The organism is Phreatobacter sp. GW821-FHT04C01 (genome assembly GCF_059420385.1).
Map to the genome: position 1 here is coordinate 382,323 of NZ_JBWKTP010000001.1, position 21,863 is coordinate 404,185.

A 21,863-nucleotide genomic window follows, 5' to 3' on the forward strand; every position below is an offset into this window, starting at 1 on the left:
TCACGAACGCGGGACGATCGGGATCGGCGCCGGCGCCGGCCGGATCGCGGGGCGGGACGTCGGCCGGGGCACGCTATTGGCGGGCCTGACCTCACGCGGATTGCGCCGGCCGGATTCGGCATGGCGGCCGCTCTGGACGGTCGGCCGCTGGACCTCGTCCGAGGACCGGGCGGCCTGCGTGGCGGCAGGCGCCGTCGACCGCGCCGCGCCCTGCAGCGCCATCGGCGCGCCGATGGCGCCGGGCCGGCCCGGGGTGGCGCCCGGGTGGCTCGCCTGTGTCGCGCCGCCGATTGCGCCGGGCGCGCGGTGGCCGGCGGCGGTTCCCTGGGGCGCCTGTGCCGGGTCGACGGCACGGCCGATGGCGCCGGGACCCGCGGGGGCGACGGGCGGCGCGGGAATGGTGGTGACCGTCACGCTCGGCGCCATGCTCGCGGTCGCCGGCTGCGGCAAGGTGGCGGTGCCGGAGGCCGGCAAGGTGACACGCCGGGAGCCGGGGGTCGAGGCCAGCATGGGCGCGGCTGCCGCGGCAGGCGGCGGCGCGGAGCCGGCGCCGCCGATGAACACCGGAATGGGGTCCATGCTCGGCCGGTAGGGACCAAGCAGCGAGGGCAGCTGGCCGGAGGCGGCGGCGATCGCCTGCACGCCGGTGCCGCGCCGCGCCGAGGGCTGGGCCATCATCTGGGCATAGCTGAGATTGCCGGGATCGCCATGCGCGGCGATCGGTTCGTTTTCGAGGTCCTCGCCCGATTCGATATAGGCCGGGCCGCGGCCGCGCCGCCGGCAAGCCTGGTCGCGAATATCGGGGGGGCCGGAGAAGGTGTCGTTCTGAATGCCGTCGACGGCGGCGCCGGAGCCGCCGTAACCTGCAAAATGGCGTTCGAACAGGCCGGCGGCGGTCTCGGCGCGGCCGCGCGCCGAGGTTGCGCCCAGCACCACGACGATCAGCTGCCGGCCGCCGCGCGTGGCGGTGGCGACGACGTTGAAGCCGGAAGCGCAGGTGAAGCCGGTCTTGAAACCATCGGCCCCGGGATAGCGGCCGATCAGGTGGTTATGATTGCGCATGATGCGATTGCCGTAGCGGATCGCCGGCATGCGCCAGAGCAGTGACTGCTCGGGAAATTCGCGCATCAGCGCGCGGGCGAGCACCGCCATGTCGCGCGCCGAGGTCTGCTGCCCGGTGGCCGGCAGGCCGTTCGGATTGACGAAGCGCGTCGCGGTCATGCCCAGCCGGCGCGCCTCGGCATTCATCATCGCGGCGAAATTCTCGACCGAACCGCCGAGGCCTTCGGCAATGGTCACCGACACGTCGTTGGCCGACTTGACCATGATGATCTTCAAGGCGTTGTCGATGGTGACGACGGTGCCGGGACGGAAGCCCATCTTGGACGGGGTGGCGCGCGCCGCGCGCTGCGAGACCGTCAGGCCGGTATTCATGCTGACCCGGCCCTGGCGGACTTGGCTGAGCGCGACATAGGCGGTCATCATCTTGGTCAGCGAGGCCGGCAGCCAGGGGGTGCCGGCGCGGTCGGCCTGCAGAACCTGGCCGGTGGCGACATCGACCACGATGGTCGGTCCAACCTGCTGGGCCGCCGCCGGCGCGGCGAGCCCGAGGCTAAGCGCGATCGTGGCGGCGAGGGCGGGAGCGCTGATCCGCAAGGTCGGGCCTTTATGGGGAATAAGACGGTTGGACGGAGGTCTTTTACCTGCTTCGCGGGCTGTTCGCCAAGTGGGGTGAACCACGGGGTGAACCATGACGTGGGCCGCGTGCCGGACAAGACGGGCGAGGCCCGCTATCAATCGCCCGAACGCGGCCAAACGATGGCCCGGCCGGTCCGGTTTTCGCCGCAGGGCCACACGCCAGGATGGCCGGTGGGGCCGACGGCCCGCGCGGTAGCCGCTACCAGGCGATGCGATGGTCCTGGACCCAGCTGAAATCGGGCGCGCGCAACGACAGGACCAGGCGCATCAGGTTGTTCTGCAGCCAGGTGCCGAACGGGCCGCGCCGCTTGAGCGCGCCGATCTTCCGGCTGAAGGCGACAATGCGTTCGACGCGATCGCGGCGCTCGCGCTCGAAGGCGGCGAGACGCTCGGGCCATTCGGCGGACCGGCCGTCGCGCAACAGCCTGGCGAGCGTGATGGCATCCTCCAGCGCCATCGAGGCGCCCTGACCGGAATGGGGCGCGACCGCATGGGCGGCATCGCCGATCAGCACGGCCCGGCCCTGGCACCAGCGCGGCAGGCTGGCGATGTCGAAGATGTCGACCGGTGCGATCATCTCGGTGGTGGCACCGAGAATCTGGCGCACCATGGGGTTCCAGCCCTCGCCCGCGGCGATGATCTGGTCGAGCCCGATGCTTTCGGCGGCTTCGCCGCGGTTCCTGGCATCGAGCGGCCTGTCGCGGGCAAGCGAGGTCCACCACATGCCGCCCGATGCCTCGTCCCGTTCGGCGAGCGTGCAGCCGATAAAGGCGCCGGCGCCGAAAAACAGCGTCATGGCGCCGGGATCGGTCAGGCCGGCCTTGGCGAAAGCCGAGCGCGGCGTCCAGCCGCCGGTGCCGGTCAGGCCGGTATAGGCGGGCTCCGGACCATCCGGCAGCAGGATCCGCCGGACGCGTGAATGCAGGCCGTCGGCGCCGACCAGAAGCGCGCCGCGCGCCGTGGTGCCGTCCTCGAAACGCGCGCTGACGCCGTCCCCGTCGTCCTCGAAACCGGCCAGGCGCTTGCCGTGCTCGATCCGGACCCCTCTGGCGATGGCGGTATCGTGGAGCAGCTCCTGCAGCGTCGCGCGGGCGAGCATCACGGCGGGGCGGCCCGGGCTGCCGGGACGGCGGTTCGCCATGCCGCCGAGGCTGCGGCCCTGGCGATCGCGGAAGCTTGCCCTTTCGCAGGCCGTGCCGCGCGCAGCGAGCGCATCGGCGAGGCCGAGCTGGTCCAGCACGGCCAGGCCGTTCGGGGCGATCTGCAGGCCGCCGCCAATGCCCCTGACGTCGGGATAAGCCTCGAAGACCCGTGCCCGGAGGCCGGCTTTGGCGAGAAACAGGGCCAGCGCGCAGCCGGCAATGCCGCCGCCGATGATCAGGATATCGCGGCTCTCCGGTGCGGAGGCCGCCGTTTCGGGGCTCGTCATCTGGGGGTTCGTCATGAGTTCAGCCTCCGAGAACGGCGTGGCGGATCAGCACGGCGGTGATGCCGATGGCGATCAGCAGGAGGCCGATGCCGACCGGTGAGCCCCAGCCGTGCCAGGTCATGACGGCCTGCTCGGCGTGCCAGGTGCCGGCCTCGCCGGACAGGCGGTGATTTTGCGCGTCGCGTGTGTCGATGGTCATGTCGGGTCGTCCTGGACGGAGGTGGGGGCCCTTGGGGGCTTTCGATCCATCGACGCCCGAGACAGCGCATGGCATAATCTCTGATATCATGAATCTTGGAAACTAAGAATAATGGAAAATGAGATAACTCGTCAAGGCGAGCCCTTCGGCGCGGCCGAACGGCTGATGATGGCGATGCGCCGCTCGTCGGCGACGGGGGTGCTGCACAGCCAGGCCGTGGCGCGCCGCGTCGGCATCAATTCGAGCGACCTGGAATGCCTCGACCTGATCCTGATGGGGGGGCCGGCGAGCGCCGGCGAGATCGGCCGCCGCACCGGACTGACCAGCGGGGCGGTGACCGGGCTGATCGACCGGCTCGAACGCCAGGAGCTGGTAGAGCGTACGGCCGATCCGCATGACCGGCGCAAGGTGCTGGTCAAGGTGCGCGAGGATCGTATCGGTCGCCTTTCGGTCTATTTCGAACCGATGCAGCGCGCCATGACTGCGTTTCTGGCCGAATATAGCGAAGAGCAGCTGGCGCTGATCGCCGATTTCGTCGAGCGGGGAACCGCGATCGCCATGGCGCGCGTGACCGAGCTCAACGCCAAGACGTGAGCCAAGAGGTGAGGTCTTGAGCCGGACCCCGGGATCGCGCCGGATCAGCCATGCGCCGGACGGCCGATGGCGAGGCGGTGTCCGGGCGCATATAGTGTAACTACGCCTTCAAACGCCCCGAGGAGACTTCGAAATGACCGCCTGCATCGTCGGTTGGGCCCATACCGCCTTCGGCAAGCTGGAAAACGAGACCGTCGAGAGCCTGATCGTGCGTGTCGCGACCGATGCGCTCATCGATGCCGGCCTCGGTCCGGACGACGTCGACGAGATCGTGCTCGGTCATTTCAACGCCGGCTTCTCGCCCCAGGATTTCACCGCCTCGCTGGTGCTGCAGGCCGATCCGCGGCTGCGCTTCAAGCCGGCGACGCGGGTGGAGAATGCCTGCGCGACCGGATCCGCCGCCGTCCATCAGGCGGTGCGCGCGGTCAAGGCGGGTGACGCCCGCATCGTGCTGGTGGTCGGCGTCGAGCAGATGACCCGGACGCCGGGACCGGAGATCGGCAAGAACCTCCTGAAAGCGTCCTATCTGCCCGAGGATGGCGATACGCCCGCCGGTTTCGCCGGCGTGTTCGGCAAGATCGCCCATTCCTATTTCCAGCGCTGGGGCGATCAGTCCGACGCTCTCGCCGCGATCGCCGCCAAGAACCACAAGAACGGCGTCGACAATCCCTATGCCCAGATGCGCAAGGATTTCGGTTTCGAATTCTGCCGCACCGAGAGCGAAAAGAACCCCTTCGTCGCCGGCCCGCTGAAGCGCACCGACTGCTCGCTGGTGTCGGACGGCGCGGCGGCGCTTGTCGTCACCGATGTCGCCACCGCGCTGAAGCTGAACAAGGCCGTGGCCTTCCGCGGCACCGCCCATGTCCAGGATTTCCTGCCGATGTCGAAGCGCGACATCCTGAAGTTCGAAGGCTGCACCCAGGCCTGGGGCAAGGCGCTTTCGGATGCCGGCGTGTCGCTGTCGGATCTCTCCTTCGTCGAGACCCATGACTGCTTCACGGTCGCCGAGCTGATCGAATATGAAGCGATGGGCCTGGTGCCGGAAGGCCAGGGCGCCCGCGCCGTGCTCGAAGGCTGGACGCTGAAGGACGGCAAGCTGCCGGTCAATCCGTCGGGCGGCCTGAAATCCAAGGGTCACCCGATCGGCGCCACCGGCGTGTCGATGCATGTGCTCAGCTCGATGCAGCTGATGGACCAGGCCGGCGGCATCCAGGTGAAGGGCGCCAAGCTCGGCGGCATCTTCAACATGGGCGGCGCGGCGGTGGCCAATTACGTCAGCGTGCTCGAGCGGTTGCGCTGAGAGCGGAAGGCCCGACATTCAGCCCGCGGCGATGATCGCCGCGGGTTTTTTCATGGGCCGGTTCAGCTGAGGTCCGCGGCCGCCGGCAGCGTCGGCAGGCCCGGGCCGCTGAGGCCCCTGGCATTCAGGACGGCGCGCAGCACCGCGGCTGTCGTGACCTGGGCCGCGATCGCGCCGAGCGCCATCATATTGCCGGGCAAGCCGCTTTTGCCGGTGCCGAGGGCGAACATGGTGTCGCCGTCCCACATGGTGTGGATCGGGTCGATGGCGCGGGCGAGACCGTCATGGGCCATCTGGGCGAGCTTCTGGGCCTGGGCCTTGGTCAGGATCGCGTCGGTCGCGACCACGCCAATGGTGGTGGCCATGCCGGCCTGGATCGACGGCGGCAGCTCGCCGCGCAGGATCGCCTGGGTGACGCCGAGCTTGCGCCGGCCATCCTCGGTGCGGGCGCCGGCCACCACCGCGCCGGTGGTGGGATCGATGACGTCGCCGACCGCATTGACCGCGACGATCGCGCCAATGGTGATCTTGCCGACCTTGACCGCCGCCGTGCCGATGCCGCCCTTCATGGCGCGGCCCATGCCGAACAGCTTGCCGACGCTGGCTCCGGCACCGGCGCCGACCGAGCCTTCGGCGGGAGCCGTGGGGCTGGCTGCCTCGCAGGCCTTGTAGCCGGCCGTCGCGTCCGGCCGGATCTTGTGATCGCCGACACCGAGATCGAACAGGATCGCCGCCGGCACGATCGGCACCCGGGCGGGGCCGGCGGGGAAGCCGATGCCCTTTTCCTCCAGCCAGCGGACCACGCCGGTGGCCGCATCGAGCCCGAAGGCACTGCCGCCGGAAAGCAGGATGGCATGAACCTTGTCGACCAGGTTGGTCGGGTTGAGCAGGTCGGTCTCGCGCGTGCCGGGGGCGGCGCCGCGGACATCGACGCCGGCGGTGGCGGCCTCCTCCACCAGAACCACCGTGCAGCCGGTCGGCCGGCGCTCATCGGTGAAATGGCCGATCTTGATGCCGGGGACATCGGTGATGGCACCGCCGAGCACCCGCGCCTTCAGCTGATCGGCGCTCTGCGCCTGAGCCTGGGCCGGCCCCGCCAGCGGCAGCAAAGCCACGCCGACACCGAGCGCCGCCTTCGATCCGAACTCGCGCCGATCCATTATCCCTCTCCCATGCCGGTCTTGATTGGGCGGGAGGATAGGCCAGGTTGTGTGTCGGTCAAAGACTTTGCGCTCGTACGGCTGCCCAGTGATTGGTGGCGCCGGGAGAGAATGTCTAGATGCGGTCAAGGGCCCTGAATGGGCTGTCCTCTATGAGCAATCGGGCTGAAGTCGTGGATGGCCGGGACAAGCCCGGCCAAGACGAGAATGTCCTTGGAGCAGGGCGCGTGCGGATCGAACGGACCCGCGCCCGTTGCGGGAAGTCTTTGACGTCAACACATCGTCCTGCCCGGGCTTGGCCCGGGCACCCACGACTTGTTTGCCCTGAAATCAACCCGCCATAGTCACTGCGCAGCGGCCCCGGACGGTGTCAGTCAGGCGACTTGTCACGCGCCCTTGGGACGGAACGCCACGCAATAAGCCGGATTGGTCTCCAGCCGGGGACCGCCGATCAGGTCGATGCAATAGGGAATGGCCGGCATCACCGCATCCAGGCATTCGCGGATCGATGAGGGCTTGCCCGGCAGGTTGACGATCAGCGAGCCGCCGCGAATGCCGGCGGTCTGGCGCGACAGGATGGCGGTCGGCACCACTTTCAGGCTGACCGCCCGCATCAGTTCACCGAAGCCGGGCATCATCTTCTCGCAGACCGCCTCGGTGGCTTCCGGCGTCACGTCGCGCAAGGCCGGGCCGGTGCCGCCGGTGGTCAGGATCAGCGGGCAATGTTCGGTATCGGCCAACGCGATCAAGGCGGCCGCGATCGCCGGCTGCTCGTCCGGAATGATCCGCGCGACCGGATGCCAGGGCGAGCCGAGGAGCTCGGTCAGGGCGGCGACGATGCCGGGGCCGCCCTTGTCCTCATAGAGGCCGCGGCTGGCACGGTCGGAGACGGTGACGACACCAATGGGAACGGAAAGCACGGTCATGGCCAAGTCCATAACCCGCCCGCGCGGCCGGCTCAATGCGGCTCGGCGCCGTGGGCGGCGAGCATGGCGCGGTTGATTTCGGTGTCGACGTGGCGGACCAGGCCGTCGCGGGCGCGATTGTGGCGCTGGGATTCGCCGGTTCGAACGAAGCCGACCTTGTCCTGGACATGCAGCGACGCCGGATTGTCGAAGAAGGCTCCGGCGGTCAGGCGCTGCAGCCGCGGTTCGAGGAAGGCGACGCGGACGAGCGCGCCGGCCGCCTCGGTGGCAAATCCACGCCCCCAATAGGGTCGGCCGAGCCACCAGCCGATTTCGGCCTGCGCGACCGTGCCGACAAAGGAGATCACGCCGATCAAGGCATCCGGGTCGCGTTTCTCGGCGATGGCGAGGCCGAGCCCCTGTCCGCCGGCATTGGCCTCGCGCATGCCGTCGATGAAGTCGCGCGCATCGGTCTCGGCATAGGGCAGCGGCACGGCCGCCAGCATGCGCGCGACCTTGATATCGCCGACATAACGGGCGATCCGCGGCGCATCGGCGGGCTGGAGATCGCGCAATGTCAGGCGCGCGGTTTCGATGGGAAGCTGGGCATACCAAGGCGAGATCATGCGGTGATGCCGGGCAATTGCGATGCTATCGGGGAAAAACCCCCGGCCGGTTGGGCCGGGGGTTCGGGACGGTCGGGAGCGGTCAGCCGAGCTCGCCAATGACGATCTTCGGCACGCCGCGCCGCAGGATCGGGTCGCGCCAGGCCTTCAGGCTCGACCAGACGCTGCGGTCCAGCTGGAACTTGTCGACCGGCACCGAGCTCGCGAGCAGGCGCGAGCGGGTGAGGCCGGCGCCGACCCACTGAAAGCCGCATTTCTCGATCACCCGGCGGGACGCCGGATTGACCACGCGAGCCCGCGCGGCCACCGATTTGGCGCCGTGACTCATGAACAGATGATCGACGACCGCGCGCGCGGCCTCGGTGGCGAAACCCTTGCCCCAATAGGCGGTGCCGACCCAATAACCGATTTCGGGATCGCCGATTTCCGGCATCACGAAACCCGTCGCACCAATCAGGGCGCCGTCGGTTTTCGACGTGATGAGAAAGGGATGATCCTCGCCTTGCCAGGCGTTTGTAATCCAATTCTCCGCGTCTTTTTCCGCATAGGGATGCGGAAGATTCGCCGTCATTTCGGCGATACGGCGATCATTGGCTACGCCAGCGATCGCACGTGCGTCCTCGAAACGCGGCGCACGGAGGACGAGCCGCTCAGTCTCGAGGACGGGGATACTGCACTCGGTCGTCACGCCGCTTCCGCGGCACTCCAGGATGGTTTCCAGGGCGGTCATGACACGGCTCCTTGCCGGTATGCGACCCTGGGACCATCCCAGGGCCAAAGAAAAAGGGGCGCCGGCTTGCCGCCGGGCGCCCCTTGATCCTTGAACCTGAGATCATCGGAGCGGCCGGGCGTTTCGCCGGCGGCTCCGATGGGATGCCGCCGTTTATTCGGCTGCGGCAATCATCGGAACGACCGACACATAGGTTCGGTTATTCGATTTCGTACGAAACTCGACACGGCCGTCTACGGTCGCGAAAAGCGTGTGGTCGACGCCAAGCCCGACATTGCTGCCGGGATGGAACTTGGTGCCACGCTGGCGAACGAGGATGTTGCCAGAGATGACGGCCTGACCGCCGAAGCGCTTAACGCCCAGCCGCTTTGACTGTGAATCGCGGCCGTTTCTCGACGAACCGCCTGCCTTTTTGTGAGCCATAAGGAGCTCCCGATCTGTTCTGTCTTATAAAACGTGTTCTGCGGCGTGGTGACAAGCGGGAAACCGCTTACCGGTCCTCGCCCGATTTGAGCTCGGCCTGGTCGACCTTGGCGCGCGGCGGCTTGCCGGCGAGAAGTTCCTTGGCCTGCTCGACCCATTCCTCGCGCGTGGCGCGGCCACGGAGCGCGAGCTCCTTGTCCTTCGCCTCGAGGTCGGCCTCGGTCCAGGACGCGATCTGCTCCCAGGAGGTGATGCCGGCCGCGCGCAGCTTCTTCTCGATGGTCGGGCCGATGCCGGCGATCAGCGACAGGTTCGACGTGTCGCGGGCTTCACCGGCGGTCTCGGCGACGGCAGCGGCCTTGGCGGGCTTGGCAGCCTTTTCGGCCTTGGCCGGCGCTTCGGTCGCGGCGGCGAGCGCCACCTTCGAGGTCACCGTCGGCTTGGCGCCACCGGTGAGGATTTCAGCGATGCGCACAATGGTGAGGTCCTGGCGATGACCCCGCTTGCGCTTCGAATTCTGGCGGCGGCGCTTCTTGAAGGAAATGACCTTCGGGCCGCGGGCCTGCTTGACGATCTCGGCGGCAACCGAAGCGCCGGCGATGAACGGGGCACCAATGGTGATGCCGGCGTCGCCGCCGACCATCAGAACCTCGGGGAACACCACGATCTCGCCGGCCTCGGCCTCGAGTTTCTCGATGGTGATCGTGTCGGAGGCGGCAACCTTGTATTGCTTGCCGCCAGTCTTGATGACTGCGTACATGACGTTAGTCCTTGGCTTGCGACGAACCTTTGCCGTCAGGCGAAACCCTGGCGGCGGCCGTCTTTTTGGTTGGTCTTGCCGCCCCGAAGGGCGGTTTTCACAATAGAAAGCACGAGCCTTTCCGACCGGGGGCCGTCGAGCGCGCGCTTTCGAGAGGCGGCTCAATGCTGGAAAATGCCCGCGAAGTCAAGGAAAACCGTGGGCAGGCCGCGACGAAAATCGCAATTCGATCGCGAGGCGCTTGAACCCGCGCGCGCCTTCCGCTACACGGCGCTTGCTTCAGACCAGGACGTTCGCGCTTGCGCCCGTCTTAGCGACCGCGGAGAGGTGGCAGAGTGGTCGAATGCACCGCACTCGAAATGCGGCATACGGGCAACCGTATCGGGGGTTCGAATCCCTCCCTCTCCGCCACTATCTTGCTCACAGCAGTTTCGCTTCGCTCAACGCTCCGACGGGGGGCGCAATGTCGTCCGGCCCCTGTCGGCCGGATACCCTGTGCATGGCGCGCGAAGAGTTAGCGGCGTGGCGGGCGTTCAGATGCTCGGCAACAGCGGGTGTTTGGCGGAGTGCCCCAAGGGGAATAGGGCCGCGAAGCCGCGAGGAGTGTTTCAGAGCCTGCCTTTGCATCCCAGGGCGTGAGTGGCGCCGCATCTCCTTATCGACCGGTCACCGCCTGCCCGCATGAGCGATCTTCTGGGCCGGCGGCCAAGGGTCGAGCGGGCGTTGGCTCAATGGACAGCCAGAGCGAGCAGGCGGTAGCGGCCAGCGCCGCTGCGAGTGCGCCCAAAGCGGCAAGCATGGCCATGCGATCGGAATGGTGGGCCTGGACCGCGAAAAACAGGGCGCCGACGAGCGACACGCCCGTCGCGTTGCCGATTTGCTGCGCTGTGCTGAGCGTGCCGGCGCCGGAGCCGGCATGGTCGGCGTGAATCTTGTTCAGCGCCAGATTCGACAAAGGCGACAGCACCATTCCCTGCCCGATCCCAAAGGGAATCAGCAAAGCAGCGAAAGCCGCCGGGCTTGGCGCCAGGTCCATACCGACAGTCAGTGCAATGACCGCCAGTCCGGCGACCTGAACCGCACATCCCTCGATCATGGCCCGCGGGCCGATGCGCTGGACGCGTGGTGCCGCCAAATGGGAAATCACGGAAAAGACGAGAACCAGCGGCACAACCGCCGCGCCCGATTGCAGCGGCGAATATCTCAGTCCCGACTGCATGTATTGAGTGACGATGAAATAGAAAGCAATATTGGCGAACGCGAAGAAAAGGACGGCCAGAAACGGCAGTGCGATGGGTCGCTGTTTCAGCATCTCGATCTGGACGAGCGGCAATCCTCCATTGTGGGCTATCCCTCGCTCGATAACGCAGAACAACACCAAGAAGAGGAAGCCGAGGCCGATCACCGCGAGTAGCCAGCGTGGCCACTCGAGCTCCTGGCCAACCAGAATTGGGCCGAGCAAGCAGAGCAGTGCGAGAAACAGCGTGGTGGCCCCTGCGACGTCCAGGTGAACATCGCGTCGGCGCGGGATGTGGGGGGCCAATCTCAGCGTAGCCGCGACCAACCCGATGCCGATCGGCACGTTGATCACGAAAATCGAGCGCCATCCCAGGCCGGCGATATCGAGAGCGAGCAGCCAACCGCCAAGACCCATCCCGGCGGCAGCGGCAACACCAAGGACAACGCCGTAAATCCCGAAGGCGCGCCCTCGATCGGCCCCCTGGAACAGCCGATGGGTTGTCGCCAGGACCTGGGGAACCATGAGCGCGGCGGACGCGCCTTGTGCCGCCCGCGCGATGACCAACATGCCTCCCGACATTGCCAGCCCGCAGAGCAGCGAGGCGACGGTAAAGCCGATAAGCCCCACCAAGAACACCCGCCTCGCCCCGTAGATGTCGCCGAGCCGCCCCCCTGTGACGAGCAGCGTGGCCATCGCGATCAGATAAAGGACAATGATGCCCTGGATCTCGCTGGGCGTTGCAGAGAGGTCGACGCGAATCGCGGGCAGCGCCACATTCACGATGAAGACGTCCATGACATACATGAACTGCGCCGCCATGAGGACGCTGAAAGGCCGCCAATTCCGACCCGCACTGACCGTTTCGATGGTGTGTATAGCGGGAGCAGTCATGCGGGCGATGTCCTTCAGTGATGCCATCACCATCGCCCGCGCCGTGCCGAAATCGATGATCCCGGAGGTCAAATAGCGCCAACACGGGAACGCGGATCTTGACCTCCGAGGTCATGGTTTCCCGTCACCACCGCTGGTAGGGTCGCGCCATGGATAGTCCTCAGGTGCCCTTTGGCTTGCTTTTGCGACGTTGGCGGACGCAGCGGCGCATGGTGCAGAGCGATCTCGCGATGGCGGCGGAGACCTCCGCGCGTCACCTGTCGTGCCTGGAAACCTGCAAGGCACAGCCCAGCCGCGAGATGGTCATCCGGCTTGCCGAATATCTCGATATCCCGCTGCGGGATCGAAACACGCTGCTTCTGGCGGCCGGATTTGCGCCTAGCTTCACGGAGCGTTCGATCGTCGGGCTGGAAGCTGCAAAAACCGCCATCGACAGTGTGTTGCAGGCGCATAAGCCTTATCCCGCCTTCGCGGTCGATCGCCGCTGGAACGTCGTGTCGTCGAACGCGGCGTTGCCGCAGCTCTACGAAGGCTGTGCCGCGGACCTGATGCGCAGTCCCGTCAATGCCGTGCGGCTTATTCTTCATCCGGCCGGGATGGGGCCGCGCATTCTGAACTATGCCGCCTGGCGCGCGCATACGCTGGGTCTTCTTCGCCAGCAATTGCAGACACGTGTCGATCCGGTCATCAAGGCACTGGCCGACGAGATTGCGGCCTACCCCATTCCGGTCCAATCCGAACCGCTCGACACCTTCAATGCGGCCCAGTCCCTCGCCACGCCATTGCGGGTTGCCACGCGCCTCGGCGTGGTGACCTTCCTGAATACGATCACTGTCTTTGGCAGCCCCCATGACGTGACGCTCTCGGAGCTGGCACTGGAGATGCTGTTTCCGGCTGACGAAAGAACTGTCGAGATTGTCCGGACGATGGTCGCGGAAAGTGCCGCCGCGGCCGGAAATGACGCCGCGCCCGATGCCGTGAATGCCGATAGCGAATTGTCGCGCTCGCCGATTTTGACCTAGCGCGTCATCGACGGGCCGCACCTCGAGCCCCACGCTCGCCTCCCGTGAAGCCGATCAGGCCGGATGCCTGGCTGAGCCAATGGAGGACGACGACGGCATCGGCAGCTCGACCGCCGACGGCATGACGCGCTCACGGGACTTGAATGGGTCCCAGAGGTCGTCGCCCGCCGCAGGCCGGAAAAGCAAGACAAGACAGCTGGTGAAGCCTGGAAACCGGATCTGAACGGCGGGAGCGGATGCCGCCGCGCATGGGGCCTGGACGCATGAAAATAGCGAGACGGACAGCGATGAAAGCAGTTGCGATGAGCGCAGTCGGGGCGGCGGTCGCCGTGTCGGAGCAGCCGGCCCTTGCGCAATCCGGCAATGCCCAGAGGCCAAGGCGTTCCGGCTCCTGGATCGAGGCGAGCGACGGCGCGAAGCTGTTCTATCGTGACTGGGGAGATGGGACGCCGGTGGTGTTTTGCCACCCTTGGGCCTTGAATGCGGACATTTGGGAATATCAGCTTGTCGCGCTGAGCGAGCGCGGCTTCCGCGGCGTCGCCTATGATCGTCGCGGCCATGGCCGATCGGACGATCCCGGTCGGGGCTACGACTACGATACGCTCGCCGCCGATCTCGCCGCCGTCATCGAAGGGCTCGATCTGCGTGGCGTCGCGCTCGTTGGATATTCGATGGGAAGCGCCGAGATCATTCGCTACGTCTCACGTCACGGGGCCGGGCGCGTCTCCCGCATCCTCCTGACCAGTCCGGTCGCGCCCGCGCCCGGAGATCGCTCCATGAGCGACGATTTCATCACGGCGCTGAAGAAGGATCGTCCGGCATTCATGGCGGGTTGCCTTCCGCTTTTCCTCGGCAGAGACATGGCCGTTTCCCCGGCGATGCAGCAATGGGTTCTGGAGCAATTCCTCCGATCATCGCCAAAAGCGATCATCGAATGCTCGCGCAATATTGCGGTCGGCGATCATCGTCCGCACCTGGGCGCGATCAAAGTGCCGACCCTGATCATTCAGGGCGATCAGGACGAAATATGTCCGCTTGCGCTCACCGGCCGGACGCTGGTGGAGGCGATAACCGGCAGCCGACTGACAATTTATGAAGGCGCTCCGCACGGGATCGTGCTGACACACCGTGATCGCTTCACCGGCGACCTGCTCGATTTCATGCGAGGCTGAGGAATGCCGGTCGCGGCATGCCGGCGATCGTGCCGTCAATGGCTGGCGGCTCGCACGCGTTCCGTTTCATCGCTCTCCGCCCGCCGGTTCTTCTATCTCACGCCAGTTCGCTTGCCTCACGGCTCCGGCAAGGCGGCCTGATCGCCGGCGGGCCGTCGCTCTTGCGGAGGCCGCGCGTTCGAAGTCGCTCCCGAATTTTCCGCCACTGCTGCCGATTTCGCTCCGAGGGCCGCTGCGGCCGTCGATGACCGCATCCCCAGGGCGGTCCTGCGGCAATTCCGGACATGCTTTTGCCGGCGAACGGACGCGGCGAGAGCGTCGGCGCAGCCTCACCAAGCGGATCGCGGCAACCGGATCGGGTCTTTAGAAAATCGAAGGCTGCTCTGGCTACAACAAGGAGGGGGAAGGCTGGCCTGCGGATGCAATGCGCGCCGTGTGCGAGGGCACATCCGGACGCGCTTGTGGCAGGGGCCGTGGTGCCGGGTCGAGCGAGAGGTTCGTTCTGTGTTTACTCAGCAGCAATTGGCCTCGATCCTGTCCTCCCTTCCAGACCCGGCATTCATCCTCACGCGCACTGGCCGTTATGCGGCTATCTTCGGAGGCAAGGACACCAGGCACTATCACGAGCATAGCGGCCTGACCGGGCGCAGCATGTTCGAGGTGCTGAAAGAGGAGAAGGCCCGGTGGTTCTCCGCCGAAATTGAAAAGGCATTGGCCGGCGGCGTCCTCCATATCGTCGAATACGAACTCAGTGGCAGCGACGTCAAAGGCGCCGGAGACGGACCCAGTCATTCCATCTGGTTCGAAGGCCGGGTTCAGGCGCTGGATTTTCAGGTCGACGGCGAACCCGCGGTCGTGTGGATCGCGAGCAATATCACCGAGAAGAATGCGATTCAGCAAAAGCTGCGGCTGTTGAGTGAAACGGACGCCCTGACCGGGCTCTATAACCGCCGCAAATTGCTCGAGATCCTGGATGGCCGGCTGGCGGTCTTTGAACGGGAAAGAGCTCAGACGTCGGTCCTGGTCTTCGATCTCGACAATTTCAAACGCCTCAATGATGAGATGGGGCATCATGCAGGCGACGCGGCTTTGGTGGAAGTCGCCCGCCTCTGCCACCAGCATCTGCGCAAAAGCGATGTGATCGCCCGTTTCGGCGGCGACGAGTTCGTGGTGGTGATGCCCGATACCCGTCGTAGCGATGCGCTGGAAATCGCCGAGCGGTTGCGCGAGCACGTTGCCATCAGCCTCAGGGACGTCGTGCGTTACGAATCCACGATCAGCGGCGGTATCAGCGAATTCGGCCCGCCGGATCGCTTTTCAAGCGATATATTGGCCCGCGCCGATGCCGGATTGTACCAGTCGAAACGGTCCGGCCGTAACCAGGTATCGGCCCTGTAGAGAGACCGGGCATTTGGCGCAGAGGCAAATGCCCGTGAAAGGCGTCGGCCCGCCGACGATTCGAGCCGGCGTCACCTTGGGGTTGCGGGATCGCGGGTTCACCTGCGCCGCATCGAACCTGACCTGATCGATCAAGGTCGGAACGTCGCGGGGATCAGGGGCGGCCGGGTCAGACTATCGCCAGCGCTGCAATGATACCGTGATCGAGAGTGGCGTCCTCGTCATATGAACACAACCGTTGGAGCTTTCGTTGCTGATCCGTGTCCTGACCGCGGCCGACGCGTCCGCATTTCGCGAAATTCGACTCGAGGGATTACTGCGGCACCCCGACGCATTCGGCTCGTCGCACGCGGAAGAGGCAAAAAGGCCCGACGTCTGGTTCCAGGACACCCTCGCAAGCGGCTTGGTTGTGGGGTGTGAGATTGGGACCCGCCTCGCCGGTATCGCCGGCCTGTTCATCCCGAGCGCGATCAAGATGCGCCATCGCGGGACTTTGTGGGGGATGTATGTCACCGCTGATGAGAGGCGCTGTGGCGTGGGTCTTGCGCTCGTTCGGGCGATCATCGCGTCGGCCGAGGGCAAAGTCGAAGAATTGACGCTTGGCGTCGCCGCTCACAATCAATCCGCCGTCAGTTTGTATCGCCGGTTGGGCTTTGCCGACTATGGCTTGGATCGTCACGCGCTCAGAGTAGACGACGAATATGTGGACGAAATACTGATGAAATTGCCGCTGAGGGTGAGTGTGACGGTCTAGGCTATACCGCAGGCTCTTCTGCCGGCGCGCTGGCGACGAGCGGCCAGCGGGGCGTCGAAGCGGCCGCGCCGTCAGGCCGCGGGCCAGACCGCCGCCGCGCCGCACTTGCGTAAACAAACGGCAATCGCGAACCGGAGTTTCTCCTGGGTCAAAGGGCATGGCGTAGAAATCGTTCTCATTGCCATCGTTCGTGGCCCGCCAGCCCATTTCGGTGTTCCGAAAACAACACGCGGACAAGCCGTCGAAGGCGAAGCATGCCCGCATCGACAATCCGCTTCATGGTCCGGGCCAGACCTGAATTCTTCCTCTTTCCCCTTTCCCTTGCCCCTCGGCATCGGTGCCAACGGATCACATCCTCCGCCGGAACGAAGGCACGTCATTCACAACTCCAGATTGCATTGACGACATGATGAAGACGGACCGTCCATATGGCGAAGGCTGACGACCATACTCGCGGCCGCCCAACCGCCACTGCTTGAGAAACGCGGCGCTGGTTCGACGCTCGCCCTCTTGCGTCGACCGTAATCGAGGTTAAGCTGACCGCTTCCCGGTTGTATTTTTCGCTAGGCGTCATGGGATATTCCATTTCCCACGAGAACCTGTCGGCGGTGATCGGCTGCATCTATGAGGCGGCCTACGAACCATCGCTTTGGATTGATGCGGTCCGCCAGCTGCAAGCCACTTTTCACGGCTCCAGGGCCTGTCTCGCCGGCATGGATTGGACCCAGCCCGAGAATAGTGTTTGCGTCTCACCGAGCCGCGACGACTATTGGGACCGGCTTTTCCTCGATCATTTCGCGACCAACGAGCTCTTCGTGCCGCGTGCGGCCGTGCCGGTGGGCCAGGTCTTTGGCGACACCAGGCTGATCGGCCGGCGCGCAATCGAGCGCGCCGCCGTCTGGAACGAGTGGATGGCGCCGCAGGATATGTATGACGGCATGTGCTGCAATCTGCAGGCGACGGAGAAAAGCTACTGGTTTTTCGACGTGCAACGGGGCCGCGGACAGCCCGTGTTCGACCGCGACGACTTCGCCATGCTCGCACTGGTCGCGCCGCATCTGCAACGCGCCACCGATTTGGGCCAGCACTTCAAGGTGCGTTCGGCCGCCCCATCGCTGTTCGGTCATCTGCCCTTCGCCGGTTTTGTCGTCGATATGCGCCTGCGCATCCTGGACATGAACGACGCCGCGCAAAGACTTCTGATGCGGCCGATCTCGGCGCTGACGGCGCGCGCCGGGCACCTGGCCACCACCGATGCCGCGCAAATCGATACGCTGCAGCAGGCGGTCACGCGGATCTGCCGGGTGGGTGAGGGTGAATTTCCCGGTTCGGGCGCCGATCTGATCGTTCGATCCGCGCGCGGCGACCCATTGCTGCTGTCGATTGGATTATTGCCCGATGGCGAGAAATTCGGGCTGTCGGCCGGCTCTTGCGCGGTTGTGCTGGCGCGCGAATCACGAGCGGCTTTCGCAGCCGCGCCGCAGGACGAATTGCGCAAGACCTTCGGGCTGACGGAGAAAGAGACGTCGGTTGCCCTGGCGCTGGCCAGTGGATTGTCCCTGCGGGACATCGCCGCCAGGGAAACCATGGCTTACGCCACGGTGCGCGTTCATCTCGATCGCATTTTTCGCAAGACCGAGACGCGGAAGCAAAGCCAGCTCGTCGCCATGCTGAACAGGCTTGGGTTTTTGGCCTAACACGCTGCTATAGCACAGAAATCGCCTGAAGTTGCGGGACGTTGCGACTGCGACGGCCCGAAGATATTGCACGAGACATCGACTAGTCTACAGCATTTGCTGTATTTATTTGAACCCCCATCATCCGCTATTGCGAATCTGAAGCACTGAATTGCCCGAAGCACCGATTTGCCTCGGGCATTCGCGGCGAATTTGCGACACCTCCGCCATCTGGAGGAGGCGGGCCGGGCCGCGGTTCGGGAGAGTCACGCGAATCCGTCTCGGGCGGATTGCGGAAGCCAGGTCCAGGGGGATGAGCATGGCAGGTGCGAAAGGTACTGGCGACGGACGGGGCAGCCGCCGCATCGCCCGTCTGCTCGGGAGCACCGCGTTCGGCTGGCTAGCGGCAGCGACGCCATCGCAGGCGCAGACCTTATGGACAGGCTCCGCTTCGACCGACTGGTTCGCCGCCCGCAATGGGGCCCCCGGGTTCCGAACGCCGGGGACCTCGTGACGATCGACATGCTCACACCCAATGCGACGGTGGTGGGCGCGCTGCGCGCGCAGGCCAATGGTCTCCATGTCGGCTATTCCGGCACCGGCATGCTGAACATCCGGCCTGTTCAGACCGCCCATCGCTCCCCAAACATTTCTCCTGAATGCCGCTACGCCTCGCTTGCCGGTGCCGTAGCCGTTTCGGATTCCGCCGCGTGCGGACCAGCCAACATGATCGGGGGCTAGACGAATGGAATCCATGACTCATCGCGCAAAAATCGACCGTATCCGGCGGCGCGCGCTTTTGGCCTCCACGGCCATTGTCGTCTGTATCGGCATCGAGAACGCCCACGCGCAGGGTGGGCCAATCGATCTCGGTACGCTGGGAGGCAGTGACAGCAGCGCCGTCGCCCTTAGTTCCAACGGCAGCGTCATCGTCGGCTCCGCCACCAATGCGGCCGGCGATCTTCGTGCGACCTCTTGGAGCAATGGCGCGACGACACCCACCGATCTCGGCACGCTGGGAGGCAATTTCAGCAGGGCCACCGCCGTGAGCGCCAACGGCTCCGTCATCGTGGGTAGTTCTGCCACCGCGGCCGGCTTCGAACACGCGGCCTCGTGGAGCAACGGCGCAACGACGCCCACTGATCTCGGCACGCTGGGAGGCGATATCAGCATGGCCACTGCCGTCAGCGCCAACGGCATCGTCATCGTCGGCTCTGCCACCAATGCGACCGGCTACAGCCATGCGGCCTCGTGGAGCAACGGCGCGACGACGCCAACCGATCTCGGTACGCTGGGAGGCAATGATAGCCGCGCCGTCGCCGTCAGCGCCAACGGCACCGTCATCGTCGGCTCCGCCACCAATGCATTCGGCAGTAGCCATGCGGTCTCGTGGAGCAACGGCGCGACGACGCCCACCGATCTCGGCACGCTGGGAGGCTTTTTCAGCGGGGCCACGGCCGTCAGCGCCAATGGCTCCGTCATTGTCGGCTACGCCAGCAACGCGGCCGGCAATACCCATGCGGCCTCGTGGAGTGGTGGCGCGACGACCGCCACCGATCTCGGCACGCTGGGCGGCAATAGCAGCGGGGCCTACGCCGTCAGCGCCAACGGCACCGTCATCGTGGGCTCTGCCCAAATGGCGGACGGCACCAGCCACGCGGTCTCGTGGAGCAACGGCGCGACGACGCCAACCGACCTCGGTACGCTGGGAGGCTTTACCAGCACGGCCAGCGGCGTCAGCGCCAACGGCGCCGTCATTGTCGGCACCGCCAGCAATGCGGCCGGCTATTCCCATGCGGCCGCGTGGAGCAACGGCGCAACGACGGCCACCGACCTCGGCACGCTGGGAGGCACCACCAGCTACGCCAATGCGATCAGCGCGGACGGCACCGTCATCGTGGGGACATCCAGCACGGCATCAGGCGACATTCACGCTTTCGTCGTGCGGATCGCTGCACAGCCTCCGATCATGCAGGACCTGGACAATATCTACCGGTCCGTGTCGATCATCGCCAATGCCAGTGCGATGGCCTTCGACCGGCAGATCGGCGTGATGAGCGGCCTGCTGGGCGCGCAATGCCGTGCTCCCACAGGCGCGCACTGGTGTCTCGGCACGTCATTGTCGGGCTTCACAATATCCGACCAGCAAAACGCCCTGACCGGCACCGTGACGCTGGGCTACGCCGCCACCGACCAGATCACCATCGGCGGCACGATCGCGATGACGACGAAGACCAGGATCGGCGGCGCTTTCGATATCGCCGCCGCGCCGAGCTTCGGCCTGTGGTCGAACTACAGCGCCGGCGGAGCCGCCGGCACCGGCTTTCAGGCCGATCTGGCGATCGGCTACGGCAAGAACCACGCCGATATCACGCGCGGCCGTGGCCTTGATAACGTCGTGCCTGTGACAGGACGTGCCAACCTCGCCACTTTCGGCGCGCGCGCCGGCATCGGCTACGGTTTCACGGCCGGAGACTGGCTGCTCACTCCCTCGGTTTCGATCGCCACCTATCGCGTGAACCGATCGGCCTACAACGAGGATGCGAGCGCGGATTTCCCGATCGACTACGGCAAGCTCTCGGGCCACCTGACCACCGCAACGGTCTCGCTCGGCGGCTCGCGTGCATTCGGTGACAGGCAGCGCATCGGCCTTCAGGCCGGCATCGTCACCGATCTCGACTACGGCATGGCCGGCCTCACCGGAACATCGTCGATTCCTGGCCTCTCCGCCTTCTCGCAGCCCGCAACGCTCGACCGCAACACGGTGCGCCCCTTCCTGGCCGGCTCCTATTCCTTTGCCTTCGACGTCCGTACGACCGTGAGCATCGGCGCTGGGGTTTTGCGTGCGGCCTACGGCAACAAGCCCGCCGTGGGGCTCAATATCGGTTTCAGCACGGGGTTCTGAATGATCTGCCGCTGATGAGCAGAACGCGGGCCGGTCGTGATGTCACGATCGGGCAAATCGACTGAACGGAAGACGATGAATTGATGAAGACGTCGACGTTGATTGGTCTTGCAGGCGGCGCGACGATGATCGTCACCTGTTTCGCCTCAATGGCTTTTGCGCAGGCGACTTCGACGCTACCCGGGGGCGCGTCGTCGCTCACCGAAACCTTCAGGGACTGGAGCGTGGCTTGCACGCAGCGAGGGACGACGAAGCGCTGCATTCTGTCCCAGCTCCAGGCCCAGCAGAACGGCCAGCGCGTGCTGGCCATCGAGCTCGCTCCTCCCAATGGGACCACGGTTTCCGGCACGCTGGTGCTGCCGTTCGGACTCGCGCTCGATTCCGGTGTGGCATTCCAGGTCGATGACAAGCCGGCGATGCAACCGGTTCGTTTCCGCACCTGCTTGCCCGGCGGCTGCCTCGTCAATCTCAGCTTCGATGCCGCAACATTGGTAGCCCTGCGTGCCGGCGCTGTCCTCAAGGTGAAGGCGACGGGGGATGGTGGGGCAGCCGCACCGTTCTCGATCTCGCTTCAAGGCTTCGGCGTTGCCCTGGACCGCGTGGCGGTGCTGGCGCGTTGAGGCCGGGCGCTCTCGCCATATCGGACGCCGCTATGGATGCGCGGCGCCGGCGCTTCAGCCGGCCATTCGGGTCGCCCGATGATGCCATGGCTTACGCGACCGTGCGCGTTCATCTGGATCGCATTTTTCGCAAGACCGAGACGCGAAAGCAAAGCCAGCGCGTCGCGATGTTGAACTGGCTCGGTCTTCTGACCTAAAGCGCTGCGATAACACGACATTCGTCTTGAAGTCTCATGACGTCGCGACTGTGCCGGTCCGGCGATATTGGGCAGCGCTCCGGCCTGCCTACAGCATTTGCTGTATTTATTTGAGGCCCCGTCATCCGCTATTGCGAATCTGAAGCAGTGATTTGCTCGAAGCA

General features: G+C 65.7%; 20 protein-coding genes and 1 tRNA gene. 11 read left to right on the forward strand and 10 right to left on the reverse strand.

The window, feature by feature from the left end:
- The 3 genes from AC07WJ_RS01810 to AC07WJ_RS01820 form a co-directional block, all read right to left on the reverse strand.
- The gene (locus AC07WJ_RS01810; protein WP_494932815.1) at window positions 1–1,656 is read right to left on the reverse strand and encodes a D-alanyl-D-alanine carboxypeptidase family protein; all 1,656 of its coding nucleotides are present in this window, start codon (window positions 1,654–1,656) and stop codon (window positions 1–3) included.
- Window positions 1,657–1,897: 241 nt separating this feature from the next.
- The gene (locus AC07WJ_RS01815) at window positions 1,898–3,142 is read right to left on the reverse strand and encodes an FAD-dependent oxidoreductase (protein ID WP_494932816.1); all 1,245 of its coding nucleotides are present in this window, start codon (window positions 3,140–3,142) and stop codon (window positions 1,898–1,900) included.
- A 4-nt stretch (window positions 3,143–3,146) separates the two neighbouring features.
- Window positions 3,147–3,326, reverse strand: a complete 180-nt coding sequence (locus AC07WJ_RS01820) for a hypothetical protein (RefSeq protein WP_494932817.1) — start codon at window positions 3,324–3,326, stop codon at window positions 3,147–3,149.
- 111 nt (window positions 3,327–3,437) lie between these two features.
- Here AC07WJ_RS01820 and AC07WJ_RS01825 point away from each other — a divergent pair, with 111 nt between their 5' ends.
- On the forward strand, window positions 3,438–3,920 hold the full coding sequence (locus AC07WJ_RS01825; RefSeq protein WP_494932818.1) for a MarR family winged helix-turn-helix transcriptional regulator: 483 nt from the start codon (window positions 3,438–3,440) through the stop codon (window positions 3,918–3,920).
- 133 nt (window positions 3,921–4,053) lie between these two features.
- The gene (locus tag AC07WJ_RS01830; protein WP_494932819.1) at window positions 4,054–5,220 is read left to right on the forward strand and encodes an acetyl-CoA acetyltransferase; all 1,167 of its coding nucleotides are present in this window, start codon (window positions 4,054–4,056) and stop codon (window positions 5,218–5,220) included.
- A 62-nt stretch (window positions 5,221–5,282) separates the two neighbouring features.
- Here the strand turns inward: AC07WJ_RS01830 and AC07WJ_RS01835 are convergent, their stop codons facing one another.
- The 6 genes from AC07WJ_RS01835 to AC07WJ_RS01860 form a co-directional block, all read right to left on the reverse strand.
- Window positions 5,283–6,380 (reverse strand): P1 family peptidase, encoded by a 1,098-nt coding sequence (locus tag AC07WJ_RS01835; RefSeq protein ID WP_494932820.1) that lies wholly within the window; start codon window positions 6,378–6,380, stop codon window positions 5,283–5,285.
- 386 nt (window positions 6,381–6,766) lie between these two features.
- Window positions 6,767–7,306 (reverse strand): molybdopterin adenylyltransferase, encoded by a 540-nt coding sequence (gene mog / locus AC07WJ_RS01840; RefSeq protein ID WP_494932821.1) that lies wholly within the window; start codon window positions 7,304–7,306, stop codon window positions 6,767–6,769.
- 32 nt (window positions 7,307–7,338) lie between these two features.
- Window positions 7,339–7,911 (reverse strand): GNAT family N-acetyltransferase, encoded by a 573-nt coding sequence (locus AC07WJ_RS01845; RefSeq protein ID WP_494932822.1) that lies wholly within the window; start codon window positions 7,909–7,911, stop codon window positions 7,339–7,341.
- Window positions 7,912–7,993: 82 nt separating this feature from the next.
- A complete protein-coding gene (locus AC07WJ_RS01850) occupies window positions 7,994–8,641 on the reverse strand; it encodes a GNAT family N-acetyltransferase (RefSeq protein ID WP_494932823.1) in 648 nt (215 codons plus the stop codon).
- 153 nt (window positions 8,642–8,794) lie between these two features.
- Window positions 8,795–9,064, reverse strand: a complete 270-nt coding sequence (rpmA, locus tag AC07WJ_RS01855; protein WP_494932824.1) for a 50S ribosomal protein L27 — start codon at window positions 9,062–9,064, stop codon at window positions 8,795–8,797.
- Between the two features lie 67 nt (window positions 9,065–9,131).
- Entirely contained in the window at window positions 9,132–9,824 is a 693-nt protein-coding gene (locus AC07WJ_RS01860) for a 50S ribosomal protein L21 (RefSeq protein ID WP_494932825.1), read from the reverse strand.
- A 321-nt stretch (window positions 9,825–10,145) separates the two neighbouring features.
- Between AC07WJ_RS01860 and AC07WJ_RS01865 the strand changes: the two genes are divergently transcribed.
- A tRNA-Ser gene (locus AC07WJ_RS01865) sits at window positions 10,146–10,235 on the forward strand.
- A gap of 244 nt (window positions 10,236–10,479) precedes the next feature.
- Here AC07WJ_RS01865 and AC07WJ_RS01870 read toward each other — a convergent pair.
- The gene (locus AC07WJ_RS01870) at window positions 10,480–12,027 is read right to left on the reverse strand and encodes an MFS transporter (RefSeq protein ID WP_494932826.1); all 1,548 of its coding nucleotides are present in this window, start codon (window positions 12,025–12,027) and stop codon (window positions 10,480–10,482) included.
- A 77-nt stretch (window positions 12,028–12,104) separates the two neighbouring features.
- Here AC07WJ_RS01870 and AC07WJ_RS01875 point away from each other — a divergent pair, with 77 nt between their 5' ends.
- The 8 genes from AC07WJ_RS01875 (at window position 12,105) to AC07WJ_RS01910 (ending at window position 21,502) form a co-directional block, all read left to right on the forward strand.
- Entirely contained in the window at window positions 12,105–12,977 is an 873-nt protein-coding gene (locus tag AC07WJ_RS01875; RefSeq protein WP_494932827.1) for a helix-turn-helix domain-containing protein, read from the forward strand.
- A gap of 287 nt (window positions 12,978–13,264) precedes the next feature.
- A complete protein-coding gene (locus AC07WJ_RS01880; RefSeq protein WP_494932828.1) occupies window positions 13,265–14,149 on the forward strand; it encodes an alpha/beta fold hydrolase in 885 nt (294 codons plus the stop codon).
- Between the two features lie 504 nt (window positions 14,150–14,653).
- The gene (locus AC07WJ_RS01885) at window positions 14,654–15,547 is read left to right on the forward strand and encodes a sensor domain-containing diguanylate cyclase (protein WP_494932830.1); all 894 of its coding nucleotides are present in this window, start codon (window positions 14,654–14,656) and stop codon (window positions 15,545–15,547) included.
- Window positions 15,548–15,797: 250 nt separating this feature from the next.
- Window positions 15,798–16,301, forward strand: a complete 504-nt coding sequence (locus tag AC07WJ_RS01890) for a GNAT family N-acetyltransferase (protein ID WP_494932831.1) — start codon at window positions 15,798–15,800, stop codon at window positions 16,299–16,301.
- Window positions 16,302–16,873: 572 nt separating this feature from the next.
- On the forward strand, window positions 16,874–17,998 hold the full coding sequence (locus tag AC07WJ_RS01895; RefSeq protein ID WP_494932832.1) for a helix-turn-helix transcriptional regulator: 1,125 nt from the start codon (window positions 16,874–16,876) through the stop codon (window positions 17,996–17,998).
- Window positions 17,999–18,487: 489 nt separating this feature from the next.
- Window positions 18,488–18,718 (forward strand): hypothetical protein, encoded by a 231-nt coding sequence (locus AC07WJ_RS01900; protein WP_494932833.1) that lies wholly within the window; start codon window positions 18,488–18,490, stop codon window positions 18,716–18,718.
- A gap of 13 nt (window positions 18,719–18,731) precedes the next feature.
- Entirely contained in the window at window positions 18,732–20,882 is a 2,151-nt protein-coding gene (locus AC07WJ_RS01905; RefSeq protein ID WP_494932834.1) for a hypothetical protein, read from the forward strand.
- A gap of 83 nt (window positions 20,883–20,965) precedes the next feature.
- Complete coding sequence (locus AC07WJ_RS01910; RefSeq protein WP_494932835.1) at window positions 20,966–21,502, forward strand: invasion associated locus B family protein; 537 nt, start codon at window positions 20,966–20,968, stop codon at window positions 21,500–21,502.
- Window positions 21,503–21,863: the final 361 nt, after the last annotated feature.